This is a genomic window from Herbiconiux sp. SALV-R1 (assembly GCF_013113715.1).
GTDB lineage: Bacteria > Actinomycetota > Actinomycetes > Actinomycetales > Microbacteriaceae > Herbiconiux.
The window spans coordinates 4,080,866-4,093,205 of sequence record NZ_CP053344.1 but is presented as its reverse complement, the minus strand read 5'-3'; the positions used below and the strand labels follow the sequence as shown (position 1 = coordinate 4,093,205).

8 protein-coding genes are annotated in these 12,340 nt (G+C 74.1%); all 8 read left to right on the top strand.

The features are described from left to right. Positions 1-24: 24 nt before the first annotated feature. Genes HL652_RS19490 through HL652_RS19455 form a run of 8 tightly spaced genes read left to right on the top strand, consistent with a single transcriptional unit; the run spans position 25 to position 12,253 of the window. Complete coding sequence (locus HL652_RS19490; RefSeq protein WP_171706839.1) at positions 25-999, top strand: AAA family ATPase; 975 nt, start codon at positions 25-27, stop codon at positions 997-999. Further along, entirely contained in the window at positions 996-2,252 is a 1,257-nt protein-coding gene (locus tag HL652_RS19485) for a DUF58 domain-containing protein (protein WP_171706838.1), read from the top strand. The genes HL652_RS19490 and HL652_RS19485 overlap by 4 nt, the downstream gene beginning before the upstream one ends. After that, entirely contained in the window at positions 2,252-4,747 is a 2,496-nt protein-coding gene (locus tag HL652_RS19480) for a transglutaminase family protein (RefSeq protein WP_171706837.1), read from the top strand. The genes HL652_RS19485 and HL652_RS19480 overlap by 1 nt, the downstream gene beginning before the upstream one ends. A gap of 2 nt (positions 4,748-4,749) precedes the next feature. Then, on the top strand, positions 4,750-6,291 hold the full coding sequence (locus HL652_RS19475) for an RDD family protein (RefSeq protein WP_171706836.1): 1,542 nt from the start codon (positions 4,750-4,752) through the stop codon (positions 6,289-6,291). Further along, entirely contained in the window at positions 6,288-7,514 is a 1,227-nt protein-coding gene (locus HL652_RS19470; RefSeq protein ID WP_253743485.1) for a PP2C family protein-serine/threonine phosphatase, read from the top strand. Before HL652_RS19475 ends, HL652_RS19470 begins: the two co-directional genes overlap by 4 nt. A 1-nt stretch (position 7,515) precedes the next feature. Further along, entirely contained in the window at positions 7,516-9,621 is a 2,106-nt protein-coding gene (locus HL652_RS19465; RefSeq protein ID WP_171706835.1) for an FHA domain-containing protein, read from the top strand. Next, the gene (locus HL652_RS19460) at positions 9,618-11,414 is read left to right on the top strand and encodes a serine/threonine-protein kinase (RefSeq protein ID WP_171706834.1); all 1,797 of its coding nucleotides are present in this window, start codon (positions 9,618-9,620) and stop codon (positions 11,412-11,414) included. The genes HL652_RS19465 and HL652_RS19460 overlap by 4 nt, the downstream gene beginning before the upstream one ends. After that, a complete protein-coding gene (locus tag HL652_RS19455; protein WP_253743483.1) occupies positions 11,411-12,253 on the top strand; it encodes an FHA domain-containing protein in 843 nt (280 codons plus the stop codon). The genes HL652_RS19460 and HL652_RS19455 overlap by 4 nt, the downstream gene beginning before the upstream one ends. Positions 12,254-12,340 lie beyond the last annotated feature (87 nt).

Sequence of the window (12,340 nt, the reverse complement as noted above, 5' to 3'; positions counted from 1 at the left end):
CACCCCGAAAGGACTTCCCCTCCCATGACGATGACCCCCGAGCAGGCGACCTGGTTCGCCGGCACCTTCGACAAGCTGGTGCAGAACGTCGGCATCGCCGTGCTCGGCAAGGAGCAGGTGGTGCGGCTCACGCTCATGGCCATGATCACCGAGGGGCACGTGCTGCTCGAAGACGCCCCGGGCACCGGCAAGACCAGCCTGGCGAAGGCCATCGCGGCGACGGTGCAGGGGTCGCACCAGCGCATCCAGTTCACACCCGACCTGCTGCCCTCCGACGTCACCGGTGTCACCATCTACGACCAGGAGACGCACAAGTTCGACTTCCACAAGGGGCCGATCTTCGCGTCGATCGTGCTCGCCGACGAGATCAACCGCGCCTCGCCGAAGACCCAGTCGGCGCTGCTCGAGGTGATGGAGGAGTCGCGGGTGTCGGTCGACGGCGTGACCCACGAGGTGGGCCGCCCGTTCCTCGTGATCGCCACACAGAACCCCATCGAGCAGGCCGGAACGTACCGCCTGCCCGAGGCGCAGCTCGACCGCTTCCTCATCAAGACCTCGATCGGCTACCCCGACCTGGCCTCGGCCGAGCAGATCCTCGCCGGCTCCTCCGACCGCAACCCCTCCGCCCGGCTGTCGCCGGTCATCACCACCTCGGCCGTCGCCGACATGGCCGATCTCGCCGCCACGGTGCACGTCGACCCCGCCATCCTGCGCTACACCGCGCAGCTAGCCGAGGAGACCCGGCTCGCCCCCGAGTCGCGGCTCGGGGTCTCGGTGCGCGGCGCCATGGCGCTCGTCCGTGCCGCGAAGGTGTGGGCCGCGACGCAGGGGCGCCACTACGTGCTGCCCGACGACATCCGGGAGCTCGCCGGGCCGGTGTGGACGCACCGCTTCGTGCTCGACGCCGAGGCCGAGTTCCAGGGCGCCACCGCCGCCGACGTGCTCGCCCGGGTGCTCGCCGACGTCGCGGCGCCCCAGTCGAGGCAACCGGCTGCATGAAACGGGTCCGCGAAGCGACCGGCTGGGTGACGGGCACCGGATGGCCGGCGGTGACGGGGTGGCTGGGCACGGCCTGGCGCCCCGTCTGGCGTGTCGCCGGGCCGGTGCTCACGACCGTCTCGGGCTTCGGCTGGGGCGTGCTCGTCGCGACGGTGGCGGCCCTCGTGGCCGGGGCGGTGCTCGGGTGGCGTGAGCTGCTCGTGGTGGGCTTCGTGCTGCTCGCCGCCCTGCTCATCGCCGTCGGCTTCGCGCTCGGCCGCTCGGCCTACGCCGTCACCCTCGACCTCGCGCTCAACCGCGTGGTGGTGGGCGAGAAGGCGGTGGGCCGCATCGCCGTGGCCAACACCTCGCAGCGCACACTGCTGCCCGCCCGCATCGAGCTGCCCGTCGGCTCGTCGTTCGCCTCGTTCCACCTGCCGCGCCTCGCCCCCGGCGCCGAGCACGACGACCTGTTCGGCATCCCCACCCACCGCCGCGCGGTCATCATCGTCGGCCCCGTGCGCTCGGTGCGGGGAGACCCGCTGGGCCTGCTGCGCCGCGAGATCCGCTGGACCGACCCGCGCGAGCTGTTCGTGCATCCGAAGACCATCTCGCTCGGCGGCTCCTCGTCGGGCTTCCTGCGCGACCTCGAGGGCATCGAGAGCCGGGTGCTGAGCGAGAACGACGTGTCGTTCCACGCCCTGCGCGAGTACGTGCCGGGCGACGACCGCCGGTACATCCACTGGAAGACCTCGGCGCGCACCGGCAAGCTCATGGTGCGCCAGTTCGAGGAGACCAGGCGCTCGCACCTCGCCGTCGCCCTCTCCACCAACCGCAGCGACTACGTCGACGACGACGAGTTCGAGCTCGCCGTGTCGATCTGCGGATCGCTCGGGGTGCAGGCCCTCATCGAGGAGCGCGACCTCACCGTGCTCACCCAGAAGGACACGCTGCACACTGAGACCGGCCGGCGCCTGCTCGACGACCTCTCGGGCGTGGAGCAGAGCGACCGGCGCGAGTCGATCGTGCAGCTGGCGAAGACCACGGGCACCGCGGTGCCGAACGCCTCGGTGGCGTTCCTGCTGTTCGGCGGGCAGGTGACGCCGTCGCAGCTGCAGGCGGCGAGCGTGCACATCCCGCTCGGCGTGCGCGTGATCGCTGTGGCGGCGCGGCCCGGGTCGGCGATGTCGCTGCGGCAGATCGGCGACACCACCCTGCTCTCGGTGGGCGAGCTCACCGACTTCCCCCTCGCTCTTCGGAGGGCCAACAGCTGATGACGACACCAGAATCCTCGCGGCGGGCGGCGCGTGCCGCCGCGCGCTCTGCCGCGCGCGGCGCGGGCGCGGGCGCGCCCCGGCCGGCCGGCGCTGCCGCATCCGGCGCGTCCGGCGCTCCCGCCGCATCCGGCGCCCGCACCGGCACTCCGCTGCTGCCGCCGCGGCCGAACCCGGGCCGCCCCACCTGGGCCATCGCGCTCGACTGCGGCGTGGTCGCCGCCCTGCTCCTCGTGTCGGTGCTCAGCTTCGGGCCCGCCTACGGCGGCGTCGGCTACCTCGTGGCCGGCATCGGCGGCATCGTGCTCGGCATCGCCATCGGCCTGGCCGGCTGGCGGATGCGCTGGAACCTCGTCGTCGTCGCCGCCGTCACCATCCTGGTGTACCTCGTCCTCGGCGGCCCGCTGGCCGCCCCCACGACGACCATCCTCGGGGTGATCCCCACCCTCGACACCTTCCGCACCCTCGTGCTCGGCGTGGTGTTCTCGTGGAAGGACGTGCTCACGCTCGTGACCCCGCTCGGCGGGTTCGAGTCGGTGCTCATCGTGCCCTTCCTCACCTCGCTCCTGGCCGCAGTGCTCGCCACGAGCTTCGCGTTGCGACTCACGCGCTTCGCCTGGGCTCTCCTGCCGATGGTCGCGCTGTTCGTCACCGCCATCGCCTTCGGCACCCGCGAGGGCGCCTTCCCGGTCGCCCAGGGTCTCGCCTTCGTGGGCATCGCGCTCGGCTGGGCCGCCTGGCGCCGGCAGGAGGCGCGCGCCGCCGCGTCGGCCGACACCACGCTCGCCGGCTCGGCCTCGGTCGCCGACCCGCAGACCGCCGCCAAGCTGCGGCGCACCCGCCTGGCCACCGCCGCCGGGCTCGTGGTCGCCGCCCTGGGCATCGGCTTCGCCACCGGCGGCCTGCTCGTGCCGGCCGCCGCCCGCGAGGTGCTGCGCGACCAGATCGAGCCTCCGCTCGATCTCCACGACTACGCCAGCCCGCTCGTCGGCTTCCGCAGCTACGTGCGCGACAAGGTCGACGACTCCCTGTTCACGGTGAAGGGTCTGCCCGACGGGGCGCGCATCCGTCTGGCCACCCTCGACACCTACGACGGCACCGTCTACAACGTGGCGGGCGACGGCTCCTCGGGCTCGGGGTCGTTCGTGCGGGTGAGCCCCGACATCGCGAACGACGTCGAGGGCGACCCGGCGACGCTCGAGGTCGCGATCACCGGGCTCACCGGTGTATGGCTGCCCGACACCGGCTACCTCGACGGGCTCACCTTCAGCGGCGAGCGCGCCACGCAGCTCGAGGGCGCCCTGCACTACAACCGCGCGACCGGGGTCGCGCTCGACACCGCGGGCATCGGCGAGGGTGACACCTACACGATCGACACCGTGCTGCCGCCGAGCTTCAACGACGAGCAGCTGTCGAGCCGTCAGGTCTCCGACATCGGCATGCCGCGGGCGAGCGGGGTGCCCGACGTGGTGAGCTCGCTGGCCTCGGAGTACGCCGGCGACGCCGAGACACCCATCCAGCAGGTGCGCAACATCGCGAATGCTCTCAGCCAAGACGGCTTCTTCAGCCACGGGCTCGAGGGCGAGGCGGTCTCGAGGGCCGGGCACGGCGCCGAGCGCATCGCGAGCCTCCTCGACGCCGAGCAGATGGTCGGCGACGACGAGCAGTACGCCGTGGCGATGGCGCTCATGGTGCGCTCGCTCGGTATGCCGGCGCGGGTCGTGATGGGCTTCTACCCCGACCAGTACGAGGGTGCGGATGCGGTGCAGGACTTCACCGGAGACGAGCTGCACGCGTGGGTGGAGGTGCCGTTCGACGGTGCCGGCTGGATCACGTTCGACCCGACTCCGCCCGAGGACCAGATCCCGCTCGAGGAGGCGCCGAAGCCCAAGAGCGATCCCAAGGCGCAGGTGCTGCAGCCGCCGCCCCCGCCGCAGGAGCCGGCCGAGCTGCCGCCGGACATCCGCACCGAAGACACCGCCCAGGAGGAGGTGCAGGAGGAGGGCTTCGACTTCCTCCCGCTGTTCCTCGTGGGGGGCGGGGTGCTCGGGCTGCTCGTCGTCGTGCTCGGTCCGCTGCTCGTGATCGTGCTGATCAAGCTCGCCCGGCGCCGTCGGCGGCGGCAGGCCCCGCGGCCCGCCGACCGGGTGAGCGGCGGCTGGGACGAGATCGTCGACCGCGCCGGCGACCTCGGCACGCGGGTTCCGGCCGGGGCGACCCGCCGCGACAACGCCCTCGTGCTGGCCGGTGCGTACCCGTCGGTGCCCGTGGTGGAGGTCGCGCGCCGCGCCGACGGCAGCGTCTTCGGCCCGGGAGACCCGAGCCCCGAGGAGATCGACCAGTATTGGACGGAGGTCGACCTCGTCGTGCACAACATGGCGAAGTCGGCGTCGTGGTGGAAGCGGTTCGCGGCCCGGTGGTCGCTGGGGTCGTTCTTCCACCGTCGCACGCGGTCGACCACCTCGACGACGTCGACGACGAGAGGAGACCGGTAGCGATGACCGACGCATCCTTCCCCTGCGCCCAGTGCGGCTCGGCGGTTCCCCGCAGCGCGCAGTTCTGCCTGGTGTGCGGCACCCCGGTGTCGTCGCGCAGCCAGACCTCGGCGCTCGGGGCGCAGTCGCTCGCGGGTGCCCCCGCCACGGTCGGCGCCGACGGGCGGCCGATCGACGGGTGGCAGCCGACGCCCGCGGCACCGCCCATCCGCCGCGGCGACCTGTTCCCCGCGAACTACGGCCGCCGGGTCGTGGCGTTCCTGCTCGACGGCGCGATCGGGCTCGCGTTCTGGCTGCTCGTGACCATGCCGCTCATCGCGCTCGGCGTCATCGAGGTGCAGACCGACGAGACCCGCATCGGAGTGAGCGGGCTGAGCGCTGTGCTGCTCATCGTGCCTGCGATCGTGTACCCGCTGGCGAAGCTGCTCATGCAATCGTTCCTCGGGTTCTCGCTGGGCAAGCTCGCGCTCGGACTCCGCATCGTGAACGTCACCACGCTCGGCCGGCCCGGCTTCGGCTGGATGCTGCTGCGCGACGCGTTCGTCGCCGCCGCGTCGCTCGTGTTCTTCATCGGGCAGTACGTCGTGTACCTCTCGCCGCTCTGGGATTCCGAGAAGATCGGGCGCGGCTGGCACGACCGGCTCGCCCGCACCTGGGTGATCGACGTCAAGGCGGGGCCGAACCCGCTCAAGGCGGCGCCGGGGCAGCTCGTGCTCGACGACTCCTCGCGTGGCGCGGCCGCGCAGCCCGAGCCCGCCGGGTTCGGGGGCGGGCGGGCGTTCACGCCGGGCAACGCGTCGTCGCAGGCGGCTCAGGATGCGGGGTACGGCCGGGGTGGGCAGGGTGCAGGTGTCGAGGGTGCGGGTGTGACGTCGGGCGCGGGTGTGCCTTCGGGTGCGGGTGTGCCGGTGGCGCCGCCGCCGCCCGCTCCGCCCGCTCCCGGGCCGGTTCCGCAGTACGCGGCGCCGGGGTACGCGCCGGGCGCCGGGGAGGGTGGCGCGGGCGCGGGTGGCGCGGGCGCGGGCGCGGCGGCTCCGGTTCCGCCCCAGCCGCCCGGGGTGCCCGCAGAGCCGATCAGCGTCGTGCCGGGCTTCGCTCCCGCACCCGTGGTGACGCCGGCGGAGCTCGCCGCTGCCTTCCCCGAATCCGACGACCACGACGACGCCGAGCACACGCGGCTGTCGCAGCCGCCGGTGTCGGCGCGGGCGGCGGGCGTGACGGCGTTCCGGCTCGACAGCGGTGCCGTGGTGCCCATCACGCGGCACGGGGTGCTCGGGCGCGACCCGGTGTCGCCGTCGAACGACCCGCGCGACATCCTCATCGCCCTCACCGGCGACACGCTCTCGGTGTCGAAGACGCACCTCGAGTTCGATGTCGAGCCCGGCGGGGTCTGGGTGAGCGACCGCGGCTCCACCAACGGCTCCGCCATCGTGCGAGGCGACGGCGCCGAGCTGCAGCTCGACCCGGGCGAGCGCATCACGCTCGAGAACGGCGACCGCGTGCGGGTCGGCACGCGGTACTTCACCGTGGAGGGCGCGCCGTGACGGGCGCGGGCGCTGCGGGCGGCGGCGCCGGCGCGGCGGGCGGCGCGGGCGGCGGCCTGGCGGGCGCGGTCGGCGGCGGCACAGCGGGGGCGGCAGGCGCAACCAGCGGCGCCGCTGCGGGCACGGCCGGCGCAGGCCCGGCGGGCGCGGCGGGCGGCGCGAACGGCGGCGCGACGGGCGCGGCTGGCGCCGGGTCGGCGGGCGCGGCGGGCGGCGCGAACGGCGGCCCGATGGGCCTGGCCAGCGTCGGGTCGTCGGGCACGGCCGGTGCCGGCGCGGCGGGCGGCGCCGGCGGGGGCGCGGGCGGCGGCGCCGCGGGTGCCAGGCGCGCCAGCGCCGGGGCGGCAGACGTACGGGCGGGTTCCGGTGGCGGTGCCGGCGGCGGGGTGCGGCGCAACGAGTTGCGGCTCGGCGTGGGCAGTTCGACGCACACGGGGCTCCGGCGGCGGGGGAACGAGGACTCGTTGCTGGCGTCCGACCCGGTGTTCCTGGTGGCCGACGGCATGGGGGGGCACGAGGCCGGCGAGGTGGCGAGCGCGCTGGCCGTCGAGGCGTTCTCCACGCTCGCGGGTGCCGGGGCGCTCGAGCCCGCCGACATCCGTGATGCCTTCGACCGCGCCAGGGCCGCCATCGGCAGGCTCGCGCACAGCGGCAGCCGCCGTGCCGGCACCACCGTGTCGGGGGTCGCCGTCGCCGAGAACGACGGACGCGCCTACTGGCTCGTGTTCAACCTCGGCGACTCGCGCACCTACCGCTTCAGCGACGGCACCCTCGAGCAGATCAGCGTCGACCACTCCGTCGTGCAAGAGCTCATGGACGACGGCGAGCTCGACCGCGCCGCCGCCGCGAACCACCCCGGCCGCAACGTGATCACCCGCGCCCTCGGCGGCGGCGGGCTCTCGGAGGCCGACTACTGGCTGGTGCCGATGGAAGCGGGCGACCGGATGCTGGTGTGCAGCGACGGGGTCTCGACCGAACTCGACGACGAGGTCATCGCCCGGGTGCTGCGCGAGGAGCCGGTGGCGCAGGAGGCGGCGGTGCGGCTCGTGCATGAAGGTCTGCTGCACGGCGGGCGCGACAACCTGACCGCGGTCGTGGTCGACGCCTGGAGCTCGAGCGACACCGAACGCCCCCGCGACGGGGCGCACGAGGGCTCGGCGGGCGCGTCGCACGACGAGGACACCATCCCGCGCGGCCGCGCCGGGGCCTTCGGGAGGAACTGACATGACGGCTTTCCACTACACGCCGGGCGGCTGGCACGCCATCGTGGCCCCCGCCGGCGTCGCGGTGCTGCCCGCCGGCGTGAGCGGCGAGATGCTCGAGCGCCTCTGGCTGTCGCTCTCGGAGGGACACGGACTCGGCGCCGTGCTCGAGTCGCTCACCGGCGCCTTCGGCACGAGCCTGCGCGCCATCCCGCCGTTCGCCGTGGCCACCGTCGACGGCTCCGAGGTGCGCCTCGCGGTGCGCGGCGAGCTCGCGATCGACGTCGTCGAGGCGGGCGCGGAGGGCGCCACCGACGGCTACTCGGTCTCGGGCGCCGACGTCACCACCTGGAGCGAACGCGTCGTCCCCACCGCCCAGCGCCTCGTGCTCCGAGCCACCTCGGCCCCCGATGGCGCCGACGGAGAGCCCACGGATGCTCGCTACCGCATCGCCAGCGGCGTCGTGCTGAGCTCCTCCATCGAGGTCGACCTCACCGCCCCCACCATCACCGTCCCCACACCCGCCGCCGCGGCCACCGGCGCCGCGCGTTCCACCGCCGACTCACCCGCCGGCCCGGCTGATCCCGTCGCGGACGCTGCCACCGGAGCGGCCCCTCTCCCCGAAGACACGGCCACCGAATCCACCGACCGCACCGCGGACGCGCCCACCGGCGCCGCGGGTTCGACCGCCGACTCACCCGCCGGCCCGGCTGATCCCGCCGCGGACGCTGCCACCGGAGCGGCCCATCCCGCCGAGGCCACGTCTCCCGCCGTCCCGGCGGACGGGTCTTCCGCCTCGCCGGCGACCACGTCACCCGCCACTTCCGGTTCCGAGTCGCCCGTGGTCGCCGGGGCCGAATCTCCCGCCACGCCGGCGACCGAGTCGCCCGCAGCTCCTGAGGCCGACGCCTCCGCCGCGCCGGTGGTCGAGTCGCCCGTGGCTGCCGAGACCGACTTCCCCGCTGTGTCGGTGGGCGAGTCGCAGGAGGCGTCGGCGACCGCGGCCGGCCCCTCGAGCGAGGAGATCCACGAGGCGACGCTGCTGCCCGAGGACGTGCCGGTGGAGCGCGGCGACGAGAGCACCCCCGCGGCGCCCCCGCCGCCCACCGCGCCGACCGATGGCGTCGAGCAGACCGTGGACGACGAGACCGCCCTGGCCGACGACGAGCCGTCCGCCGAGGCCGGAGCCGAGGTGCCGGCCGAGGTCAGCATCGACGAGGAGCTCGGCAGCACCCGGAGCGAGCTGCCCGACGACGCCTACGACCACCTCTGGGGTGCGACCGTCGTGAAGTCGGTCGAGCAGGCGGCCGTGCGCGAACTCGACGACGACGAGACCGAGACCGAGACCGACTCCGCGTCGGCCCCCACCGCCAGCCCGGCCGCAGCATCCGCACCACCCGCGTCCGCGCCCGCGCCCGCGAGCCCGGCCGCAGCATCCGCACCACCCGCCCCCGCGTCCTTCGCGCCCCCCACCGCCCAGGCGCCGACTGCCCCGGCGCCCGTCACCCCGACGGCCGGAGGCCTCATCTCGGGCATCCCCGACTTCGGGAACGTGGGCGCCGCATCCGGAAGCGCCGGCTTCGACGCGCACACCGTCCCGCCCGCCGCGCCCGCGACGCCCGCCACACCGGTGGCCACCGCGGTACCGGCCTCGACGCCCGCGCACCCCTCGGGCATCGACGACGACCACGACGGCCTCACCGTCACCGTCTCGGAGCTCGAGGCCATGCGCCGCCTCGACGCCGCCGGCGCCGGCGCCGGGGAAGCGCACCAGCCCGCGACCGGCTCCCTCGGCCGGGTGGTGCTCTCCACCGGCGAGACGCACGCACTCGACCGAGGCATCATCATCGGCCGCCGCCCCCGCGCCAACCGCGTGCAGGCCAACCAGGTGCCGATCCTCGTCACCGTGCCGAGCCCCGAGCAGGACATCTCGCGCAACCACCTCGAGATCCGCCTCGAGGGCAGGCACGTGCTCGTCGTCGACCTCGACACCACCAACGGATCCGTGCTGCACCGCACCGGCACCCCGCCGCTGCGCCTCGGCCCGAACGAGCCGGTGCTGGTGCTCGACGGCGACCTGGTCGACCTCGGCGACGGCGTCACCGTCTCGTTCGAGGAGATCCCGTGAACGCCCGCCGCCCGCCCTCCGCGCCCCCCGAGATCCCGGGCTTCAGCTACGTTCAGCTGCTCGGTTCGGGCGGGTTCGCCGACGTCTTCCTCTACGAACAGCGGATGCCGCGCCGCCGCGTGGCCATCAAGGTGCTCCTGCGGGAGGCACTCACCGACGGGGCGCGCGAGAGCTTCGACGCCGAGGCGAACCTCATGGCGCAGCTGTCGACGCATCCGTCGATCGTGACGATCTACCAGGCCGACATCTCCGAAGACGGCAGGCCGTACCTCGCCATGGAGTACTGCCCGAAGCCGAACCTCGGCGCCCGGTACCGACGCGAGAAGATCAGTGTCGCTGAAGCGCTCCGCATCGGGGTGCAGGTGGCGGGTGCAGTGGAGACCTCGCACCGCGCCGGCATCCTGCACCGCGACATCAAGCCCGCGAATATTCTCGTGACGGAATACAACCGTCCCGCCCTCACCGACTTCGGCATCTCGGTCGCCCTGGTCGGCGGGGACGAGCAGGAATCGGTGGGCATGTCGATCCCGTGGTCGCCGCCCGAGGTGTTCGCCGCGACCCCCTCCTCGGGCGCCGCCGCCGACATCTACTCGCTCGGGGCCACGGTGTACACGATCCTCGCCGGCCGCTCGCCGTTCGAGGTGCCGGGCGGCGCGAACAGCGGACTCGACCTCATCGGCCGCATCCAGACCGCCCGCCTCGCCCCGACCGGACGCGCCGACGTGCCCCCCTCGCTCGAGCAGGTGCTGGCGACGGCCATGGCGAAGAACGAGTCCGACCGCTACTCGACAGCGCTCGAGTTCGCCCGCGCGCTGCAGAAGGTGCAGCTCGAGCTCAGCATGTCGGTCACCCCCACCGACGTGCTCGACGAGCACGTTCCCACCGACGAGATCGACGAGGAAGACGACGGCAACACCCGCATCCGCGGCATCGTCACCATCGACCCCACCGGCCCCGCCCCCGCGACCACCCCGCCCCGCGCGGCACCTTCTTCGCCCGAACGACGGAGTTCGGGGCCGGTTCGGCCGAACGACGGAGCCTCAGCCCGCCCTCCGGCCACGACTCCGTCGTCGTGGCAAGCGCCCCCCGCCGACGACACCACCGGCCGCACCCAACTCCGCGACGACCTCGCCACCCCGCCCGCCGCCCCACGCACCTCAACCCCTCCCCGAACCGGATGGAGTTCCGGCACCTCCCCGAATCCGGATGGACTCTCGGCCTCCTCCGGCCCCGGCACTCCCTCGAGTTCGGGGGCCGGCGCGGGCGCGGGCCGCGCATCCGCCGCCACCGACGACTTCCCCCTCGAGCAGACCCTCCACCGCCCTGCCACCCCCGCACCCGGCGACGCGGCCGCCACCACCACCGCCCCGCGACGCCGCGCCCTGCCCTACGTCATCGCTGCGGCCGGCATCGTGGTGCTGGCGGGCATCGGCGGGCTGGTGTTCGCGCTGAACGCGGGTTCGCAGTCGCCCGCGCAGGAGAGCGTGGAGGAGTCGAGCGCCCCGGTCGACGAGATCGGCGTGGGCGCGGTCGTCGCCGCACCCACCGAGCTGGCGGGTACCGTCACCGACGACGGCACGAGTGTCACTTTCAGCTGGGTGAACCCCGATCCGCAGAACGGTGACGAGTTCCTCTGGAACACGTACACCTCCACCGAGACCGGCCAGGCCGAGCGCACCGACTCGCCCACCGTCACGCTGCCCGTCTCCGCGGGCGGGTCGGTGTGCATCGAGGTGAGCGTGGTGCGCTCCGACGGCAAGAGCTCCGACGCGACGAGGACGTGCGCCCCATGACCGACCCCAGGCCCACCGCCCAGCAGCAGGCCCACGAGGCGAAGACCAAGGCGCCCGCCGCGGCCCCCGCATTCGCACCCGGCCCGGCCACCGCATCCGGGAGCACCGCACCCACCGCATCCGCCGCACCCGCCCCCGGCTCCACCGCCAGCGTCGAGTTCTGCGGCGAGTGGTTCACCCTCGACCCCGCGAAGCCGTTCGAGATCGGGCGCGAAGCCGACCTCGACATCGACGACAACCAGTACCTGCACCGCCGCTTCCTCCAGATCGCCAACGTCGACGGCATGTGGTGGCTCTCGAACGTGGGGTCGCGGCTCAGCGCCACCGTCTCCGACGCCTCCCGCACCATGCAGGCCTGGCTCGCCCCGGGCGCCCGCATGCCGATCGTGTTCGGCCTCACCACCGTGGTCTTCACCGCCGGCCCGACGAGCTACGAGTTCACCGTGCACACCTCGGCACCCACCTTCGTCGACCTCACCCCGGTGCCCGATGCGAGCGGCGCCACCACCGTCGGCGCGGTGACCTTCACCGTCTCGCAGAAGCTGCTCATCCTGGCCCTCGCCGAGACGATGCTTCGCCGCGAGGGCACCGGCACCAGCGAGATCCCCTCCTCCCAGGCCGCGGCCGAACGCCTCGGCTGGGCACTCAGCCGCTTCAACCGCAAGCTCGACAACGTCTGCGACAAGCTCAGCCGCAGCGGCGTCGAGGGCCTGCGCGGCGGCGTCGGCGCCCTCGCCACCAACCGCCGCGCGCGCCTCGTCGAGTACGCCGTGCTCTCCCGCCTCGTCACGAAGGCCGACCTCCCCCTGCTCGACCAACCCCACGACGAGGCCGACTAGAGCACCGCCGACCGCCTCCGAGCCGCGACTGCCCGCCGACGTCCCCGCCACTAGACGACGCCCCGCTCACCGAACCCGCCACCAGCC

Coding starts and splice junctions, on each gene's coding strand:
- HL652_RS19465 (WP_171706835.1), top strand. CDS start 7,516: ATGACGGCTTTCCACTACACGCCGGGCGGCTGGCACGCCATCGTGGCC.
- HL652_RS19455 (WP_253743483.1), top strand. CDS start 11,411: ATGACCGACCCCAGGCCCACCGCCCAGCAGCAGGCCCACGAGGCGAAG.
- HL652_RS19480 (WP_171706837.1), top strand. CDS start 2,252: ATGACGACACCAGAATCCTCGCGGCGGGCGGCGCGTGCCGCCGCGCGC.
- HL652_RS19485 (WP_171706838.1), top strand. CDS start 996: ATGAAACGGGTCCGCGAAGCGACCGGCTGGGTGACGGGCACCGGATGG.
- HL652_RS19475 (WP_171706836.1), top strand. CDS start 4,750: ATGACCGACGCATCCTTCCCCTGCGCCCAGTGCGGCTCGGCGGTTCCC.
- HL652_RS19490 (WP_171706839.1), top strand. CDS start 25: ATGACGATGACCCCCGAGCAGGCGACCTGGTTCGCCGGCACCTTCGAC.